Source organism: Rhodococcus koreensis (genome assembly GCF_017068375.1).
Taxonomy (GTDB): Bacteria; Actinomycetota; Actinomycetes; order Mycobacteriales; family Mycobacteriaceae; genus Rhodococcus_F; species Rhodococcus_F koreensis.
In genome coordinates, this window is the sequence record NZ_CP070611.1 from 38,656 (window position 1) to 57,872 (window position 19,217).

At 63.8% G+C, this 19,217-nt stretch carries 18 protein-coding genes; 16 read left to right on the forward strand and 2 right to left on the reverse strand.

Annotated features, from left to right (window positions below):
• Window positions 1-15 precede the first annotated feature (15 nt).
• Both JWS14_RS46775 and JWS14_RS46780 read left to right on the forward strand, forming a co-directional pair.
• The gene (locus JWS14_RS46775; RefSeq protein ID WP_206017022.1) at window positions 16-1,101 is read left to right on the forward strand and encodes a GAF domain-containing protein; all 1,086 of its coding nucleotides are present in this window, start codon (window positions 16-18) and stop codon (window positions 1,099-1,101) included.
• 38 nt (window positions 1,102-1,139) lie between these two features.
• Window positions 1,140-1,694 (forward strand): inner membrane-spanning protein YciB, encoded by a 555-nt coding sequence (locus tag JWS14_RS46780; RefSeq protein WP_241031874.1) that lies wholly within the window; start codon window positions 1,140-1,142, stop codon window positions 1,692-1,694.
• A gap of 292 nt (window positions 1,695-1,986) precedes the next feature.
• Here JWS14_RS46780 and JWS14_RS46785 read toward each other — a convergent pair whose 3' ends face one another.
• Complete coding sequence (locus tag JWS14_RS46785) at window positions 1,987-2,418, reverse strand: helix-turn-helix domain-containing protein (RefSeq protein WP_043827433.1); 432 nt, start codon at window positions 2,416-2,418, stop codon at window positions 1,987-1,989.
• Window positions 2,419-2,988: 570 nt separating this feature from the next.
• Here JWS14_RS46785 and JWS14_RS46790 point away from each other — a divergent pair.
• From JWS14_RS46790 to JWS14_RS46830, 9 genes are all read left to right on the forward strand, one after another.
• Window positions 2,989-3,483: a hypothetical protein gene (locus JWS14_RS46790; protein WP_206017024.1), complete on the forward strand. Its 495-nt coding sequence runs from the start codon at window positions 2,989-2,991 to the stop codon at window positions 3,481-3,483.
• Window positions 3,484-3,586: 103 nt separating this feature from the next.
• A complete protein-coding gene (locus tag JWS14_RS46795; RefSeq protein ID WP_206017025.1) occupies window positions 3,587-3,853 on the forward strand; it encodes a hypothetical protein in 267 nt (88 codons plus the stop codon).
• Between the two features lie 229 nt (window positions 3,854-4,082).
• Window positions 4,083-4,340 (forward strand): hypothetical protein, encoded by a 258-nt coding sequence (locus tag JWS14_RS46800; protein WP_043827435.1) that lies wholly within the window; start codon window positions 4,083-4,085, stop codon window positions 4,338-4,340.
• Between the two features lie 2,060 nt (window positions 4,341-6,400).
• A complete protein-coding gene (locus JWS14_RS46805; RefSeq protein WP_241031875.1) occupies window positions 6,401-6,967 on the forward strand; it encodes a hypothetical protein in 567 nt (188 codons plus the stop codon).
• Between the two features lie 407 nt (window positions 6,968-7,374).
• On the forward strand, window positions 7,375-8,607 hold the full coding sequence (locus JWS14_RS46810; RefSeq protein ID WP_206017027.1) for a hypothetical protein: 1,233 nt from the start codon (window positions 7,375-7,377) through the stop codon (window positions 8,605-8,607).
• Window positions 8,608-9,841: 1,234 nt separating this feature from the next.
• Window positions 9,842-10,624 (forward strand): ParA family protein, encoded by a 783-nt coding sequence (locus JWS14_RS46815; RefSeq protein WP_061043255.1) that lies wholly within the window; start codon window positions 9,842-9,844, stop codon window positions 10,622-10,624.
• Complete coding sequence (locus JWS14_RS46820) at window positions 10,621-10,992, forward strand: hypothetical protein (RefSeq protein WP_061043254.1); 372 nt, start codon at window positions 10,621-10,623, stop codon at window positions 10,990-10,992. Before JWS14_RS46815 ends, JWS14_RS46820 begins: the two co-directional genes overlap by 4 nt.
• A gap of 156 nt (window positions 10,993-11,148) precedes the next feature.
• Window positions 11,149-12,567 (forward strand): DUF2637 domain-containing protein, encoded by a 1,419-nt coding sequence (locus tag JWS14_RS46825; RefSeq protein ID WP_206017028.1) that lies wholly within the window; start codon window positions 11,149-11,151, stop codon window positions 12,565-12,567.
• Between the two features lie 364 nt (window positions 12,568-12,931).
• Window positions 12,932-13,240, forward strand: a complete 309-nt coding sequence (locus JWS14_RS46830; RefSeq protein ID WP_206017029.1) for a hypothetical protein — start codon at window positions 12,932-12,934, stop codon at window positions 13,238-13,240.
• Window positions 13,241-14,010: 770 nt separating this feature from the next.
• On the opposite strand, the gene JWS14_RS46835 is transcribed toward JWS14_RS46830, so the two are convergent.
• Window positions 14,011-14,949 carry a phospholipase D family protein gene (locus JWS14_RS46835; protein WP_206017030.1) on the reverse strand — a complete coding sequence of 313 codons (939 nt, stop codon included), beginning with the start codon at window positions 14,947-14,949 and terminating at the stop codon, window positions 14,011-14,013.
• Between the two features lie 268 nt (window positions 14,950-15,217).
• Here JWS14_RS46835 and JWS14_RS46840 point away from each other — a divergent pair, with 268 nt between their 5' ends.
• From JWS14_RS46840 to JWS14_RS46860, 5 genes are all read left to right on the forward strand, one after another.
• A complete protein-coding gene (locus JWS14_RS46840; protein WP_206017031.1) occupies window positions 15,218-15,445 on the forward strand; it encodes a hypothetical protein in 228 nt (75 codons plus the stop codon).
• Between the two features lie 133 nt (window positions 15,446-15,578).
• Complete coding sequence (locus JWS14_RS46845; protein ID WP_206017032.1) at window positions 15,579-15,749, forward strand: hypothetical protein; 171 nt, start codon at window positions 15,579-15,581, stop codon at window positions 15,747-15,749.
• 238 nt (window positions 15,750-15,987) lie between these two features.
• Complete coding sequence (locus JWS14_RS46850; protein ID WP_206017033.1) at window positions 15,988-16,332, forward strand: hypothetical protein; 345 nt, start codon at window positions 15,988-15,990, stop codon at window positions 16,330-16,332.
• The gene (locus JWS14_RS46855; protein WP_206017034.1) at window positions 16,329-18,365 is read left to right on the forward strand and encodes a hypothetical protein; all 2,037 of its coding nucleotides are present in this window, start codon (window positions 16,329-16,331) and stop codon (window positions 18,363-18,365) included. Before JWS14_RS46850 ends, JWS14_RS46855 begins: the two co-directional genes overlap by 4 nt.
• On the forward strand, window positions 18,365-19,162 hold the full coding sequence (locus tag JWS14_RS46860) for a hypothetical protein (RefSeq protein ID WP_206017035.1): 798 nt from the start codon (window positions 18,365-18,367) through the stop codon (window positions 19,160-19,162). The genes JWS14_RS46855 and JWS14_RS46860 overlap by 1 nt, the downstream gene beginning before the upstream one ends.
• Window positions 19,163-19,217: the final 55 nt, after the last annotated feature.

The following is a 19,217-nucleotide window of genomic DNA, read 5'->3' on the forward strand; positions in this document are numbered from 1 at the left end:
GAAACGGATAAACCGATGACAGTTGATGCCCTCGTGCGCGCCCCCGCCGAACCCACCCACCCGATCCGCGAATGGACGACGGTCTTCGTCGGCACCGGTGACGAGCACCATGTCGTCGCCGAAGGCCCCAAGCACCGCGACTGGCGAAAGATCGGCAATGTCTTTCGTGGACCTGCCCGCACCGCTGTCCTGGGGTTGATCCGTACGTGCATCGCCGATCGCGAGCTCAAGATCGAGTCGTTCGAGGGCAAGGTCGCCGACGCCCTGGGCCCGGTCGGGGCAGCCCACCCCATCCTGACTCCCGACAAGAGCGTGGTCGTAGCAGTTCAGATCTGGAGCGGTGACCCGAAGAAGAACCCGCCGGACCGCCCCAATGTCGGGGCATGGGAGTGGGTTCTGAGCTCGGAGGACAACCCGCCCCCACCGCAGCTGCAGTTGGACCCCGGAGCTATCGAGCTCATCGGGATGTCCGCCCGGCATCAGGATCGATCGGTTTTCGGTCCTGCAGATCTCTACACCCGTTCGGCCCGCCTGTCCGACACGTTGCGGCATGTGCGCCAAATTCGAGACTGCCGGGTCGATGACACCTTCGACGGCACGTTCACCATCCGGGCTGAGACCGACGTCACCCGGGAGCTGCGCTACGCCGAGCGGTGTGTGGAGGGCCCGGCGGGTAGACGTGTGCGCGGGATCTGCTGGGACGCGGGCACCGACGAAGCCCTTGTCCACGAAGCGATGCTCGACGCGTGGTTGTCGACGATGTTGGCATCGACATCGGGGATGTACATCGCGGTCGGGGATCTGTCGTACCAGTACCCGTACTGGCTGAAGTGGGTGACCGAGCACGTTCCCGGCCTCGGACACGGCGTGAGCACCGGACAGACCTTCGCGCTCCATGAGGAAGACTGGCCGAAGATCATCGAGTGGGTCCAGCAGGTGCGTAAGGGGCCGGTCTCCGGCACGGTGCGGGCACGACGGGGCGGTGGCGGCTGGCTGAAGGCCGAATTCCGGGGCTTCCTTCTCGATCCCCTCGTCAGCGACTCGATCGGTGTGGCGGTGATCTCCCCCGAGATCGAAACCATCCCTGACGAAACCTCCTGACGGAGAAAATCTTTCGGAGGACAAAGCTCGTGTGGAGAGTGTTTTACAACGCCGCGTTGGTTGTTGCGTTCATGGCTATCTACAAGACCTCCGGAATCTTCGCGGCGACGGTCGTGGTCATGGCCGGCGTCGTCGGCGAGATCATCGTGACGCTGGCCCGACGCCAACGGGTCGACAAACTGCAGTGGATCGGTCTATGCCTTGTGCTCGTCCTAGGCGGTTCGACTCTGCTGTTCCACAACGAGACCTTCATAAAGTGGCGTCCCACAGGGGTGTACTGGCTAATCGCCGGCGCTTTCCTGACGTCGCTGATGGTCGCGAAGCGTGACCCGGTGCGTGTCATCATCGGACGATGGGTGAGCGCACCGGACGCTGTCTGGCGCTTCCTGAGCTGGAGTTGGTTCGTGGCACTGGTCGCGGTCGGCGCCGTCAATATCGTCGTCGCCTACACAATGTCCACGGACACCTGGGTCAACTGGCGTGTCTTCGTCGCACCTGGAAGTCTCTTGGCTCTCGCTGTCGCCCAAGCCACCTGGCATCGCAACTACATCCTCACGGCATGGCGCGACCACCAATCCGAGGAAGCTATGTAATATCCCCTCCGACGTTGGTTCGACATAGAGTTCGCCAAGCGGACTGACTGCGCGATGCCCCCTCCGGCACGTGCCCGGTCGGCCGACGTCAGCGCACCTCACCCGAGGTTGCGGCGCGACCTTTTCGCGTTGCCCGCGCAGCACGCAGAAAGCCCCTCCTCGAAGGGGCTTTTCGTCATGCTCGCGAGAAGGTCGAATGATTACTCACTTTGCTTACTGCACCACCACGGACGCCAACACCCACGTCCAGTGCGACTGGAACCGTTCTCTTAGCATCCGCGGCGCCCGAGGGCTACGCGGGAGTGCCGGCGGGGCGGGTTCGTACCCGCTCGTAGCTCGCCCGCAGTTCGCTTTCAGGGATTTGAAGCGCTGCAGAGAGCTTCCTTGCCATGTTGTCAGACAGCGAAATCTCGCCTCGTTCGACACTTCCAACGATTTGGGTGGTGACGCCGGCAGCGGCGCCGAGCTGTGGCTGGGTAAGCCCTCGCAGAATCCGCCAATCGCCAGGGTAGCGGTCACCCTCCGGAACCTTGACGAGGTCGGAAATGGACACCCCAATCGCGGCGGTGACACGGGCGAGCAAATCAACCTGCGGCGACGAGTCGCCAAGTTCCCATCGCCTAATCGTGTCGGCATTGAGTCGCGCCAGGCGCGCGAGTTCGCGCTGCGATACACCAGCAGATCGGCGGGCTTTCTCCAGTTGATCAGGCTGGAATCCGCGCATAACTCGACGGCTCACAGACTGAGCCTTACCAGAAAAGTCGTCATCACTAGACACTGTGCAATCCCCTCGTTACGATGCGCACATAACGGTACCTATAAATCAGTAGGTATAGATTCGGAAGGGAGAGATGGGAGTTCTCACCAAACGTGAACGATCCCCCGGCTGTTAGCGCAGCCAGGGGACCGTCAGAACAGCAAGTCGACTGTTAGCGCAGTCGGACAAGCCATGAGACCAGCGGGTTAGCGGCCCGCGGCCTCGAATGCAGATCGGAGCCTGCAAATGAACACGTTAGATGGCGCTGGCGCTCTACGCCTAGCGGCTGCAAGTTCTCATGCTGGTCGGGAGAAGGTCGACGGGCACGATCGCGTGACCAACGGCCCTCTCCGCGAGATCCTGGCCAAGCATCGTTCAAACCATGACCACACGTCGTGCACGGCCTGCGGGTTCGTCTACACCCCCGATCTCCCGTTGTGCCCGCCCGTCGCTGGCGCTCTGCGCGAGCTGTCCACGGGCGCCGTCCGACCCCAGGACCTGTCTCTTGGCCACTACACGACCGGTCGACTCCGCGCGATGGCGCGCGAGCACACCGGCGAGGGCCGGTGCCGGCGGTGCGGGTTCGTTTACTCCGGTCAGGTGCGTCTATGCCCGACGTCGCGGCGGATCGCCGCCGAACTCGAGACCCGCGGCCAGACGCCCGTGACTCAGCCCCGCACAGGTCAGGGGCTGTGCGCAGGTAAGGGCTCCGGTTGGACCGTCACCAGTACAAAGGCCGCGGCGTGGAAGCGTGCGATGGCGGCCTGCTCGGTGTGCCCGCTGCTCGCGCAGTGTGAGACGCAACTGGAGGACAGGCTCGCTACCGGTGTGAAGGTCCGCGAGCAGATCATGGCTGGAAGGCTGTTCACCGTCACGGGCCGCGAGGTCGAAGCCGCTGGGGTCGATGCGTTCGCAGTTGCACGGGGGCGGACGAAGAAGAAGCAGCAGAAGCCCCGGGCCCCAATCCCGACCCCTGCTGCTACTCCGGCTCCGGCGCGGCAGCTCGCGCTCTTCGAGGACGGGGCGGCATGACGGTCCGCTCGGGTTTCGTCTGTTCGACGCGAGCGCAGAATGCCCTCGAACTATCGACGCCTGGGAGGCTCGTCGTCAGGGTTCGGCGACAGGAGTCGCAGCCATGACCACCGTTAGTGCTGTCGACTTTCACGGGCGCCAGTGGGACCTCGGCCCGATACAGGATGTCATCTGCGCCATGATCGTTGCGGACAGCGTGGGTCCTCTGGTGATCTCGGCTGAGGCGCCGCCGACTCTGAGTGTGGGCGCCCGAGAGAGGCTCACCGATGTCATCGACTTGGTCGTGACGAACCCTGAGACGGCTTCCGTTGAGCAGATCCGTGAGGTCGCTTCGCTCGCCCGTTTACTTCTCCGCCGACATCCCGCGTAGCAGTACAGATTCAGCGCGCTTCAGAGCAGGGCGGATCGGTCCCGATCACCCAATTTTGTCGCGCCCTCACTGGAAGCGGGGTCGCTGAAACCCGCGGCCAAGTCCGTTCAGTCCTGATACGCCGAATAGACGAAAGGCAGTCACCCTCGATGACCACTTCAGTCACATGCGACACACCGAAGAGCGCCGGTTACCCGTATCGGTTACAGGTTCGATCTAGGGTTTCCTCATGGCACAGCACAACAAGGGGCCCCGCGGTCAGATCGCTACTCGCGCACCCCTCAGACACCACAAGGTTTACGAGAGTCGGGCAGCCGAACTCGGCATCCCTGCTGGCGACTACTCCGTGCTTATCCTCGCCATTACGCACGGACTGGACATCCCGGATTACATCAGCGAGAAACTTCGACCTGAACAGCTCCGGCTACTCGAAGTCGAGGCTTCAGGGTCGTTGCACCAGATCGAGCAGTTGGCGATGGGCGCATGAACGACACCTAAACACGAAACAACCCCCAGGGCTTGGCGGCATCGGGGGTTGTCCGTTTATGAAATTTCGGGACCTTGCCAGCTCCCTGACCACCACTACCTCGAAAGGAAGAGGCGGTGCTTTCTCAATGATAACGCACGTCCGCAAGTCTGCTTTGTCTGCGAACTTCTATTCGGTCACGTGTCTGTCTCAGCAAGACCACACACTGACTGCTGCACTCCCGCACAGTCGAGACCCTTTCGACGGCGCGGCGCTACCTCTGTGTTGGCTTACCAGGGCGCCCATTACGCGACGGAATCTGCGGGTTCTGATCTGCGACTTCCGGTGCTGCTTGGGAGCGCACCGGCCCTTCCAACTGAGGAAGGCGGTGGGCCTGGCGAATAGCGGATCGGAACTTCCTCGATAGCTAATTCAAGAGCGGCGGTACAAGCCAAAGGGACCCCCGGCGGGGGTGGGTTTATCCAATGAATCCCGATGGGAGGACTGGCAGGTCCTCCCCGTCTAGGGCGATCGTCTGGCAGGACGGTCATTCCCTGAGGTGAGTAGAAGAAGTTAGCAGCCTCTTCAACTCGGTACTGCATTCCCCGAAGGGACTACCTGTGCTAGGTACGTCTGAGGATAAACCATGCCTTGACGCCTTTTCCACGGTTCAACACTCCGATCTCGGCGTGTCGTGGGATAAATCACACAACTCGCCGATTTCCCAAACCACGCAACCGGACACGCATCCACTTCAGACCCCGTGGATTGACGAGCTGCGACGACTCAACACGGACACCGATCAGCGCGGAAAATCCTGGACGCTGCCCGTCAAGCCCGGCCAAGAAGCAAGCATCCCGATCTGGACAAGCCGCGACGGATGGACGCGACAGGTCCGGTACGCAATCACCAAGACCGCCGACGGCCGCGCCGCAGCCGCCCGACACAGGATCGGCGTCGAAAGTATGGTCGCCGTCGCTGCCGCGCACGCGTCGTCAGCCGACTCGAAAACTGGGCGCCGCGTTACTGCCACAGTCCAGAACCTCGCCGCCCGAGCAGGTGTGTCCGAGGCGGTGGTCAAACGAGGTCGCCGCGTGCTGAAAGCACTACACCTGGGCTTCGAGCTGGTACGGGGCCGCACCCTGACTACGCGGGAATTCCAAGCCGCAGAAGTCCACCATGGTGGGCGTCAGCACCGCGCTGCCAGCGTATGGGCTCTGTCCTCCCCACCTGACCTCGTCGCAGCCACCCCCGCTCCCCCACAACCAAAGAAGCGCGGCCGCTCCCACGGCAGGACATACCGCCCGGCGGAGCACGCTCGCCACACCGCCACAAGGGGTTCGAATCCCAATCCCCAAGCCCGCGACCGTGACCCCCTATCTTTGAGTGGTTTTTCCCCGAAGGGGATCTCTTGTAGAGAAGTAATCACCAAACGCGCGTGCGCGCGCGAGAACCAAACCTCATCCTCGAATCAGACAGACCCGCGCCCGATGAATCTCCAACGAGCCGCCTCCGCGCTGGTCGCTGCAGCTCCAGTCATCGCCCCCAGCGGCCACATCGGAGCCGTGTGCGACGTCATCGAGCGTTCAGGAATCGACACCACCCGCTGGACAGGACGGGATATCGCCCAAGCTTTGACCGCTGACACAGTGTCGCGAGGTGAGCTCTGGCCAAACGCGGTGCGCTCGCCAATCGGATATCTGACCTGGCGTTTGTCCAGAATCGACTGGTCAGGCCCCTCCCCCAGTGAGCAACGCGCCACAGAGGCCGCGCGCAGCGCACAGCTGCGGGCTGCACGTGACGCCGAACGCGAGCGAGCTCGTCGCGCAACGGCCTCGCCTGAGCGCCAAAAGGCATTCATGGAACAGATCCGCGCCACCCTGGCGCCCCAAAAGCGGACAGCCTAACGATGCTCATCGATCCTCGGTGCACCATACACACGGAACGCTGGTCGGACCGGCCGCGGACAATAAACACCGCGCCGAGCGACATCCCACTCGCTACCGTGTATGGGCCATATCCTGCGAGAATCACCGTGGCCGACTTGCACAGAACGGAGTGCGCTCGTAAGTAAGAACACCGTGTCCCGATCGACCCGACGCCACCCGCGGGTCGATGTCAGTCGAGTCCAGGCGCATCCGCGCATCAGCCGCAACGCAGACTCGATCCGCGAGCGTCTCCGCAACGGCGCCCGCACAGTCGTGGTTGACACTGCAGGTCAGCTAATCGAACTCGACAACCACACCTTCGCGACGGCCGGCGACGAATGGACCTTGCGTTTTACCGCTGGATCACAAGCACGGATTCATCTCGACTCACCACTACCCGCGACCGCGCACATCGTCGCCACTGACGCAGCTACCGTGGAAGTCACAGGACACGTTCATCTTTGGGCGTATACCCACGCAACGGTTACTGCCTTCGATCAGTGCCGGGTCGTAGCTCACAATCGCGCATTCATCAGAGCATGCGACCGCTCCTCTGTGTGGGCCGACGACAATGTCGTTGTCCACGCCTACGACGAGGCCACGGTCCAGGCTAAAGATCACGCGATTCTCGCCCTTTCCGATGAGGCACACGCAGTCGTGGAAACCGCAGTCGTGGTTCGCGGTCCAGCTCGCAAGAACGTCACCATGAGGGACACATGATGCCTGAGCGTGGGCAGACGCAGCTCTCACACCGCACCACCTGCCCACCAGCAGTTCCGAGACGGCCTCGTATGCCTGGCCATCGAAGTCGACCCTCTCGCACAGCCGTCGGTCCACCCCGTGTTCGTTGATGAAGACTTTTCAACGGCGCGACCCCAGCGGTCGCCGTCACCGGGCACAGCGTCCTTCCATGCTGTTCGGCAGCTAAGTAACCTGACCTGGCTCTGCTAGCAATGCGAGCTAGCAGAGCCAGGTGATCCTAGCTATTGCGAATAGTTAGGCGAGCATTGATGTCCCGGCTATCTACGGTTGCTGGTAACTGAGGGTCAGATACGGACGTCGCCTGAATCCGACCAGACGGCGCGTCGTGATAGCGCCTTGGCCGGTGTCTGTGGTGGACTGCGGTCATGCCCAAGAGCCGTGGCCGCCGCAAGGGCGGCAAAAGCCGACCCGTTCGCCGTGCTCCCCGGCAGCTCCACCCCGCCGATCTTCTGCTGCGCGACGCTCGGCAACTCCTTGAAATCGACGATGTGCTCACCGCGGAGACCTGGGCCAGCGGCTGGCTCGGCAAGGCGTGGTCGGCGGCAGTGACCGAACACGAACCCGAGCATCAACTGTGCATGCAGGTCACCGGCCGAGCATGCTCCACACCGTCCCCGCACTCGCTGGCCGCGGTCGACGCGCTTGCGCGGGTCGCACCCGCGTCCGACACAGTCATGCTGACCGACACCCTCGACATCTTGGCCGAAACCCAACCACTGCCGACCTGGCACACTATCGAGGCCTGGACCCCGACCGCGGCGTGGCGCGCGGTCGACGTGTACGACAGCGAACGGGTCCTGTTCATTGACTACGACGGACCGCACCCACACACATTGATGGCAAATATCTATCAGGTCGGCGGGCTGATGATCGACAAGCTCGCTCTCCTGAATCCCGGCGCAGCCACCGCCTGGGACCAGCTGCGCGAGCCCGATGAAGCACCGATGCCGCTCCAGTCGGTCCCGGTCGCCGAGGTGCTCGCCGATCTCGCGCACGCGTTGCGCCTCACCGACATGACCTGGCCCCGCACCACCGACGAGGACTTTTGCGATCACAGGGCGCTGGCATGGTCCCGCTGCCGGGACTACCTGCCAGAATGGCCCGAACACACCGGACTTCCCGAGCAAAGGCGCCGCCAACTGGTCGAGGACTTCCTCACCGACATCGGAAGCGACGACGAGGTGAGCCGGTCGCTGGCCGAGCTGTTCCTGGACTATGGCGACGGCTACATCGGCGCCGGGGCGCTGCGCTGGAGTCCGGGCGAGGTGATGCTGCTGCTTACAGATTGGCTTCCCCGCAAAGCAGTCCTCGACGCCGACCAACGCAACGCACTGCCCTTCGTGTTGCGCCGATGGCTGACCTTCGCGCTGACCCAACAGGGGATCGACCGCCAGTGGATCAGCCTCGTCGTTGATGCTGTCGACACCTTCCTACCCGAGTTCCATGACGCGTTCGACGACGAAACTGCATGGGGCCCCGCCAAACAGGTGGCCGCGGCGCTTGCCGAGCGAGGCGTCGACCTCACCGACCGCCACGCCGTCGATGACGCCATTCGGCAACTCAACGCCGAACAACTCGCCCACCGACTATTGCCCTGAACCGTCGGCTCTGTGCACACCCGATTCACACGGCCTGCCGCGGCCCAGCGAATGTGCGCTCGTTGGGAAAGCGATGTAACCCCACAGTGCGATGCTAGTAAGGCTACCTAGCGTCGATAGAGACGCTAGATAGATTAGTAACGCTATTCCAGCTATTTTGCCTTGCTAGGCGAGCGTTGATTGCTCGCCCGCCTACTCCTGCTAGGAGTGAAGTAGTAGCTAGCAGTGAAGCGACCGTTGCACTAAGGCCGCTGGCGGAAATAGCAGTTCTCGCTCACAGAGATAAGGACGCTATACTAGCTAGCGGAGCGCGGCTAGCCCGAGAATCGTGCTCGGTTGATCCGGGGCGAGATCCGCTCGGGCAGCATGTCGAACTGTGAAAGCCAGAATCCTGGCCTGCTCCGTTTCGCTGGGTTCCGCCGCGCCTAGGCAGATGCGATCTGGCTGGAGGGATGCGTTTCGCGTGACGGCGCCTCGTGCATATTTGGGGCGGCGACCCCCTGACCTGCTGAAATATCAATGCTAGCTCCTGTAGCATTAGCGGGATCTACTTTGATAGCAGGAAGGGAAGCGCAACTATCCAGGCTATGGTCTCTAGCCTTCATATCGCAGATATTCCTGCTAGGGATACGATCACAACTAATCGTTGTAGCGCAGCAATTCTCGCAATCGTGGCTATCAGAGAGATGCCAGCAACGATATCTACGTGAGCTAGACGCCGTATGAGCGCTACAGTAGCGCCGTTTTCTAGAGACGCTCGCACGTCTAGGCTGACTCGCCTTTCTAGGCTAGCAACGCAGTCTAGGGGCCGTAGGGTTGCTTGCGAAGCTATGAGTGTGAACAAAACTACGAGTGCGATGCTTGCTAGGGAAGTTCAACTATCGATCGTTGCTGTCATTGCTATAGGCGCAGTCGTACCTAACGTCGCTATGAAAACTAGTGCAGTAAGTGTTGCGAGCAATGCGATTACAGACACCGTAGATACGATCGCAACCGTCGAGGCCATAGCTATGTCTGCGTCTGCAGCGTCGATCGCTACGGAAGCCAAACTAGAGACGCTAGTTGCACTATGAACGCTAGCTCACCTAGCAAAGAACGCTAGCGTTGCTCGGCGTGTCGAGCTAGATCAGCAGCCAAGCCTGGCTATGCTTCCTACGCGAGCGTGCGGAGTTGCACTAACGCTCATCGCGCGCATCTGGAAGTCTCCTGGCCTCGACGGAACGGAAACCAAGTCATGACACGCAAATGCGCGATCTGCAATCAGAAAGGGGGAGTGGGCAAGACCGCCACGACCCTCGGTCTCGCGAGCGCAATAAGCAACGCCGGCGGACACGTCCTCATTGTCGACGTCGACCCCCAGGGCAACGCCACCAACGGCGTAGGCGTCACCATCACCGACGAGATGCTGACAACCTACGACCTGATGAGCCGAAGCGCGTCAGGCACGGCGATCGACGCCGTCATCGCCACCCCATGGGACGGCGTCGATCTGATCCCGGCCGACCAGACGCTCGCGAACATCGAGTCGGATGGTGCCAACGACCTCATCTTCCGCCTCGACATCGCCTTCGAGGGCCTCGACCTCTCCGCCTACGACGCAGTCCTCTTCGACTGCCCACCGTCGCTCGGCAAACTCCTCTTCGCCGTTTTCTGTGCAGTGGACGGGGTCATTGCAGTGACCGAGCCCACCATCGACAGCGTCCAAGGCGTCACCAAGCTCTTCGAAACCGTCGAGAACGTCCAGCGACGCCCCAACCCGAACCTGGCTATCGACAAGATCGTCCTCAGCCGACAGCGGGGGACAGGCGAACACCGATTCCGGGAGAGCGAACTACGCGAGGTCTACGGCGACCTCGTCGCGCGCACCACCATCCCGGAATACGCCACGCGGCAGGACGCACACAGCGCGCGCACCCCAATCCACAAATTCACAGGCGGAAAATCGCTGTCATTGCAGCTCGCCTACACCGACCTTCTCAACGAACTACCCATCAAGACCGCAGGAGCGACCGTATGAGCGTCCAACGTGAACCCGCTATCCGCAGGCCGGCGCACCCTGCCGCAGATCTTCCTGAACGCCCGCGGGTCGTCAAAGACCCCACCGCGGCCGCCGTCGACGAGCAGCCGACGCAACTTCCGACCGAATCGACTATCAGACGTGTCGCCGACGTGCCCGTCACGCCGGTCCTGTCTCCTGCACCTGAGGCGGCATCGCCTGTCGAGAAGCTCAGCGAACAACACAACGTACGGTTGCGGCCCTCGACGAAGGCGCGCCTGACGCGCGGTGTGGACAAGTTGCGCTACGAGACCGGGGATCGGAGCATCACCATTTCGTCGGTCACTGACGCCGCGCTTATCGAGTACCTGACCAAGAATGGCTGCTAGCGCCAATAGCGACGCTAGCTATCGGTGCTAGGTGGACGCTCGTGGTTCGAGGTACGCCCACCGAAAAACACTGGCCGCACCAACACAAGGAGGCCCCCGCCGATTGCGCCGGCGGGGGCCTCGTGGACCGGGACCCCGTGGAAGGAAACCCCGATCATGAACGACCTTAGTATCCGAGCAGCACGAATCCAGCTCCGCGCCCTCATTGCCGCCCTAATCGTTGCGATCGCCATTGCGGTCGGCATCACCACCGGAGCGTTCGTCCTCTCGTTCGCCGTGCAACGCGACCTCGCATTGCAAGCCGGAATCCCGCACTACCTCACCTGGATCTTCCCCGCCATCGTCGACGGCGCAATCCTCGGCGCAACGATCGCCATCGTTGCGCTAAGCAAAATCAACGGCAGCGCAACGGGCAAGCACTTCTTCCTCTGGCTCGCAGTGGTCGTCGTCTTCATCAGCGTCTTCGGCAACGCCTACCACGCCTACCGCGCCGGGGAAGCCGCCGCACGGAGTGCTGCAGCTGGCATCGACCTGGGATACACCCCACTGACTCCAACCGGCGCCTCCCTCATTGCAGTCATTCCGCCACTTCTGGTCTTGGCTTTCACCCACGGCGTCGGAATCCTCATCAAAGCCATCGGCACCGCCCACACCGAGTACACCGCGGTCGTCCGAGACACCCGCGACCGCGAACAGCAGGACGGTGAGGGCACTACGACCGACTACCCGAGGATGGCGGCCGAGTCGATGCCGGCGTCCGAACGGAACGTCGGCCATATTGCGGCCCTCGTTGCTCCGAGCATTGCGCCGGACCCCGACGTTGCGCCGGACCCCGACGTTGCACGGGACTCCGACGTTGCACAAGACCCGAACGTTGCGTCGCACATTGCTCAGGCCGTTGCGCAGGACCGCAAAGTTGCACAGGACCCCAACGTTGCGCCGCGCATTGCTCAGGCCGTTGCGCAGGACCGCAAAGTTGCACAGGACCCCAACGTTGCGCCGCGCATTGCTCAGGCCGTTGCGCAGGCCGCTGACGCTGCAACGGCAGACGACTCCTCGGCGCCCGACGACAGCCGTGAGAGCGCCGCGGCCGGGCCTGAGGGTTCCACTGTCGTTGCGGATGCCGCGCAACCAACCGAGGCGAACCCAGATGACCTCACCTATGTTGCGACCCTCACCGAGGAGCACGTTGCGCCCAGCGCACTGGACAAGCGCAATGCCGATGCACTGATGGTCGGCAATGCGCCGGAGGACTCGCAAGAGCCATTCGTGTTGCCGGACGAGGCCCAGACCATCGAGAACCTCCTCGACTTCATCGACGCGTGCGCCGACTTCGAGCCTGTAGTGAAAGAGACGGCCCGACTGCGAATCATCGAACAGCACAGCTACGCGGAAATCGCCACGCTCACGCGGGCCAAGGCCGCAAGCACCGCAATGCGCCGGTTCGACAAGGTTGCGCAACGCGCGGTCGACGCCGGGTTCCGGACGCCCCCGTTGCCGGAACTCGAGGAGATTGCGGACGGACGCAATGCGGCAACGCTCGATCCGCAGTACACATTGGTCGGGACACCCTGATCACACGCCCCGGCAAGGCGGCGACCGCCAGTCCCTGCTCTCCGCGGGAGACGACCGACCAACAGAACGAAGCACACCCCACACCCAGGGAATCCCGAACCGCCGCAACCCCCAGCGCCTCTGACCGCAACACGGCCCGACGTTGCAGACCAACCAGATGGAGTTGCAGCGCAACGCCGACAGTGCGAGATTGGCAACGCAATGTTCGATTCGGATGCAACGGACAACCGGACGTGTGGGCCGCTAAGCGGACGCAACAACGTCGGCGATCATTTGCGCATTGCAGGTGGGCGAGCGCCGCGTTGCAAGTTGGACGCTGGTGATTTACACAGTTCACCTAAGAAGAGTGGATGAGGGAGCGGTTGTGGAATGGTTCGTATCGTTTTGGGATCTGGAGACTCAGCGGACATCGGTGCGCGCGGGGGAAGCGTCCAATCGCGTTGACGCCATGACTCAGGTCATCGCCACTGGGCGCGAGCTGGCGCGCCGCGACGACGGGTCGGTGGTCAATAAGACTGCCCACATCCGTATCGGAACAGAGCTGGCGGTGGTGGCCGGGTTCGACAATCCACACCTCAGCGACGAAAACCTGCGCTGCCGTATCGAGGCCGCCATCACCGCGAAGCAACAACACGCCCGCACGGTGCAGCAACGTATATCCGTCGAGTTGTAGTTGCGGTCTCCTCGGGGTACCTGGTGACGCTGACATCCGCCGCAGGCACACCCATCCAGCCACTCGATCTCGAAGTGGGCGAGTAGATCCGGTTCCACATCGCCCCTCGGGCCAATGTTGTTTCGGACGTCAGCGCCGTCGGCGCGGCACATTAAGGTCACGAGCTGGTTGAGCCCGGTCTCGGCAAATGCCTTCGCGGCCGCTTGAGTCGTTCGACGGTGCCGCGGGGTGTCAGTGCGCGGTCCGACGCTTTGGATGGGTGGGTATCGATCAGTTGCGGAACGGTTGGCGAACCCATCTCACGCGGCGCTGGTGGCAGGGGAGATCGGACAGAATTTCATCACTGTGACGTAAATGCCCGGGCCTGGACGGTTGTCTGTTTTCTTCACCGGCGGCCGGATGGCTGCCGCGTAAATGGCAACGTCACGAATTGTGCTCCGGAAAGCGCCGCGACCGTGACAGCAAGGCGGAGATAGCTAACTCCGCTACGCTAGCTAGCATTGCGATTGTAGGTTGCGTATTGCGCAACGGAACGCACCCATCGTGTTTACAGACTGTCCCTCGATTGTTGGCTCACCGGGCCGACCTCGAACAACGGGTCGACGAGATGTGGAAGGTAGTACTACCCAGGGTGATGCTGGCAGCACCGCATCAGCACCGTTCGAGCGGCGCGCAGCAGTGTCGCGGTATCTAGTGCCGTCTAGTGTTTCAACAGTCGGGCTCGTCGGTTCTGCGGCCGCACTCTCACACTGACACAGGCTCGCTGACGATCAGAGGTCCCACAACCCCAGCAACGCGGACCTAAGGCCGGGGGAGCGGACGTAGTGGTCGGTCCGCAGCCGTGAGCCCGGGTGCCCCAGATCGGTCAGCGCCTTCTCAGCATCGGAAAGGACGAGTGGGGACAGGCCGGTGCGCAGGCGCAGGAAGTACAGAACCGCTCCACCGGACCGCGGGATCTTCATCGGGTCGGACACCACGACCGCCGGCGCGTAGATCCACTCGTCATCCGCGAGGATGATCACGTCGCCCCGTTTCACGCCGCTGGGCCTGTCGAGGCGAAGCGATTCGAGCTGGTACTTCGCCGCCGGGCCGCCGCGGCTGTGATGGCGGCCCCGCAGTTCGTCGAGGACCTGTTGTTCGGTGCGGGTGGGTTCATAGTCGACGGCGTGTTTGACGAACATCCGAGTCACCGGCGTCGGCAGGAAATCTGTCTCGATGCGAACCCTGCCGGTGACCCCGGGCAGTGGAACCGCGCGGCCGATCTCCCACTCCAGGATCGCGTCGTCGAGGAACACCTGATCGACCTCGGTGATTTCATCGAGGCCGTTGATGAACTTCCGCACGGAGGCGATGATGTCGGGGTCGTCGGTGATGACCACAGCGTCGTCGGCGAGGGTGGAGTTCTCCGACGCGTTCGCCGACCCGATCACCGCCCGGGCGTTGGTGACGATCACCTTGGCGTGCAGGGTCGGCGAGGACAGCACCCGCACCCCCCTGTTCAGGTAGTACGCGAGGGCGGCGGGGGAGGTGGCGTGCGCACGGATAGCGGCCTTGGAGGCGTTGACGACCAGGACGTCCCCGGCGCGCAGCGGGAGCAGCGCGGGTGCGTCCTGTCCGAGGTAGCCGATCGCGGCGTACCGGGCGCCGCGGGTGCGGATGGCGCGGGTGATGTGTGGCCACGGGCTCGGTCCGTGGAAGGTGGTCCCCATACCGACAGACGGTAACCGGCCAGGCCTTGTGCCGGGTGGCGGTCCCTGGCAACGCTAAAAGAAGCTAAAGGGGTCACCGCCGGTCGAGTGCTCCTGGCGAGGTCGACGGTGGCGCGTGGGCGGGTTGACCGCAGTCGCCGGGGGGGTGCAGCGATCCGGTCGAATCTCGGTTGCGGACAACGTGTCGGCGTCGGCGGCGGCCACGACCGTCGGCTCGGCGCTCGTACTCTTGTGAGCACCACGAGACGAGACCGGCGGGAGAAGGATCATGAGTTACGAAGCGATCTACGACGGGGTCCGTTACCCGCTCGCCGATGCGGCCGCCGCCCACGGCCTCGAGGACGACATCCGGGGCCTCTTCGAAGACAACGGCAACGGTGGATTCGTCGGGTTCGTCAGCCAGAACTCGACGGTTCGCCTGCTGATCACGCCGGCGACTCCGATCGCGATTCGGGGCAGCGACGAGTCGAACCCGACCGTTGTCCACCGCTGGTAGCCCCGCCCCAGCAGATACCTTCTTCGTCGGGCCGCTCCAGTGTGTCCGTCCTCGTGGAGGAGTCGGTGTGCGCGAGACTTTCGGCAACGATCCACCGCCGAGTAGAAGGAGGGTAGGGTGCCCAGCCTCATCTTTGGGTGGTGTCACCTACGGCATCAGCCAGACCAGGTTCGAGGCCACCCGCGAGCTGCTCGCACGGTTCGCCGAGGGACACACCCTGGGAGTGGCGATGACCCTCACCTATGACGGCGCCCGGCATCACCTGTTCATCACCCCCGGGGTGCCGATCACGCTGGTGGAATAACGACTCCGCAGTGGTCGAGTCCTAACGGTTTCCGGCGGGGACACCGCCCGGGCAGTGTCTCCGGCGAGGTCGCCACCAGCGGCGTCGATGCACTCGGCGGGGGGTAGCACCCGGTCACAGTCTGGGCGTAACTCTGCACGCAAACATGCCAACGAAAATACCGGCAACAAGGCGCGTAGTGGGTAGGGTGAGGTCCGCGCACGTACACGGGCGGCACACCGAACACGAGTGGGTGGGAATGGCGAAGGCAGGAAATTCCGACGGCGGCACCCGCCGCCGCCCGACCGGGGCCGGACGAGCAGCCGTAGGAGCGGCGAAACGCGCGTCCGGTGCGGGCGACGTCGGTGGTGCGGGAACGCCGAGTCCGGAATTGACGGCGAAGCTGGAACCACGGAAGGGCCCGACGAAGGTTCCGCTCAATACCCGGGTCCTGGCCTCGACGGAGGCCCGGTTGAACTGGCTGGTGAACGATCGCCAATCCACGGTGACCAATGTCGTGGACGTGGCCCTGCAGGAGTTCTTCGACCGCTACCGCGTCCCGCCGGCCGATCACGACGGCCGGATCACCGAGCAGGAGTCATGAGCAGTCCGTGGGAACAGATACCCCTGTTCGCACTGCCCGAGACAACCCTGACGACGTCTCCCGATTCCACCGATGACGTTCTCCCTGACGATGACGTTCTTCCCGACGATGACGTTCTTCCCGACGACGACGCTGTCTCCGTCGATGCTGATGTCTTCGTCGAAGCCGATCATGCGGATTCTGAGCCGGCCGCTGCCGCCCACGCTGCATCGCCCGAGCGGTCGGATGTGGCCGAAGCCGCCGACCCCGCCGAAGCCCCGTCCCCGCCGACACCCGAGACGGACAGCGAAGAAGTGGACAACGCTGCGGTCGACGGCGACGAAGTGCACGACGACGCGGCTGAAAGCGACACGGCTGGCAGCGAAGAGGCTGACAACGAAGAGGCTGGCAACGGCGCGGCGGATCCGCCGGTGTGGGAGGCGCTGCCCGCCGGAGAGGAAGCCGATGGCCATGCGTTGATCGTGACCGCCGACGGGACCTACACACCGTCCGGGCGGGAGTTGACCGGTCCGGTCGATTCGGTCGAGAAGCTGGACAAACTGATCCGCTGGGCCTCGCTGACACCGTTGGGCGCCCCCGCGCAGATCTGGGTCGTCGGACAGGGCGCGTGCGAGTTGCTCGGGTGGATCATCGACCCGGGCAGCGAAGACGATGTCGACGACATGGAGGCCCTGCGCAACCGCGCCGCCCAGGAACTGACCGCCGTCCTGCACGCCACCCTGACACCGATGCTGAACGCGGGCTGGGAGTTGCGCGGCGATCCCGGGCACGTTGTGCACCTGTCCCGCTCGATCGGGAACTTCACCTCGATGGTCGATGTGGTGATCGAACCGTACGTGTGGACGTACTGGAACAAGGACTTCGGTTGGCACAACCGGGTCGGTGACATGGGCATCCTCGGCTCACCGACGGCCGGAACGTATCTCCCGGACGACGACCTCCCGGCAGCACGTGAACTCGGTCGGCGGTTGGCCTGGTGCGCCCAGCACCTCGGGGTGCTCCCGGGACCAACGCCCGCGCGCACCGGCGCCGCCCTCGTCGACAAAATCAAGCGGGAACGCACCCGCAGCGGCAAAGGCATCGTCGTCACCACACCCGGTTCGGTCCCACCCCTGGACGGCCCGCCGCGGGGAGATCTCGAACCCGCCGTCGGCTGGACCCGCGTCCCCGACGCGCAGGATGTGGACGGGACGAGCCGGTTGGTGTCGATCGACCAACGCGCCGCCTACCTCGCCTCCGCGGGCATGCTCGAATTCGGCTACGGGCAACCCCAGCACCTGACCGGTCACAATGCCGCCGCCGCGGCGGTGGGGGAGAAGGGTGCCCCGTTCGGGCTGTGGCGGATCACCCTGCCGCCCGGGCAGACACTGTCGCTGCCCGCGAAACTCCCGTTGCCGCATCCGCACATGCTCGCCGACCAGCCGGTGCAGACCTGGGTGAGCACGGTCAGCCTCGACGGACTGTGCTCACCGGTGGCGGACGGAGGAATCGGCGCCGATCTCGACGACCTCGACATCGCCGAGGCGTGGGTCTACCCGCAGCAGGGCCGGGCGCTGGACAAGTGGGCGAAAATTCTGCGTGAGGCCCGCAAGGTCGCGGTGGACACCGACGACGAAGCGGCGAAGCGGTTCCTCGGCACCTGCTACAAGGGTTACATCGGGCGGATGGTCAACCCGGACATGTGGACTGCCAAGCAGATGCAACATCACCACCAGCCTGTGTGGCGGGCGGCGATCATCGCGCACTGCCGGTGGCGCGGCCGCCGGGTGGCGATGCGGATTGCCCGCGAACACGGCCGCTGGCCGGTCCGCACCGTCACCGACTCCTGGGTATACCTCCTCTCAGGCGGCGAGGACATCGCCGACCCGAGCGAGGCGCTGGGGAAGATGTCGGTCGAAAAGGACGTGATCCTCACCGACACAATCCTATCCGCCTTCACATCGGCCCAGGACGTCCACGAGGTGAACCTCGCGATCAAGGCCGCCTTCGCCGACAACGAGGACACCGACGACGAAGGGGAGGGGGTGCTCTGATGGCCCTGCATCTCCCGAAGCCGCGCACCAAGAAACCCGCGCAGGAGGCGGTCGGCCTCGACGGACTCAAGGTCTCCGTCGCCAACGCCGCGACCAGCGGCGTCGAAAAATCAAAACAGGTCAAGAGCGGGGGGCTGGCCGGACTGACCAGCAAGGTCTCCGTCAAACAGCTGCGGAAGGAACTCGGCAACGAGGGCCTGCGGCAGGCCGCGATCGATGCCGGCCGCACACCCCCATCCGCGCGCACGTTGCGCCGGTGGGCGCAGCAAGGCCGGATCCCGCATGCGGATGTTCTCGAGCGAGCCCAACGCCGTGCCGCGATCGAACGCCTCGGCGGCATCGACGCCGTGGCCACCAAGATCGGCCGGTCTCGCTCCGCCGTCTCCCGGTACCGGTCCGGGGAAACGAGCGAGTTGCGGGCCGACGCCAGCAAGAAACTCAAAACCGTGAAGGCGCAGGACATCATGAAACGCGCCGGGGTGTTGCGTCCGGACGGAACACCCAAAAAGGCGGTCATTCGCGTCAAGGGCGGCGTCATGGTCCGCAACGGCGCCGACGAGGGCTACGACTACCGCATCCGCACCCTGGACTTCGCGAACTCCGACACACCGTTCACCAGCGAAGAGTCCCGCGAACTGGCCGCCGCACTGGCCAACGACGACCACGCCCGCGTCGTTGCACTCCTCGAGCGGCACGCCACCCTCGACTACCCCGAAAACAAAGGCTTCGACAAGTACAGCGACCAATTCGGATTCCACTTCGACCACATCGACTCCGTCCACATCGACTGGATCTAAAACACCTGGGAACCACCCCCCACCAGCCCGCCGCGGCACGGGTCGGGTGGCCCTT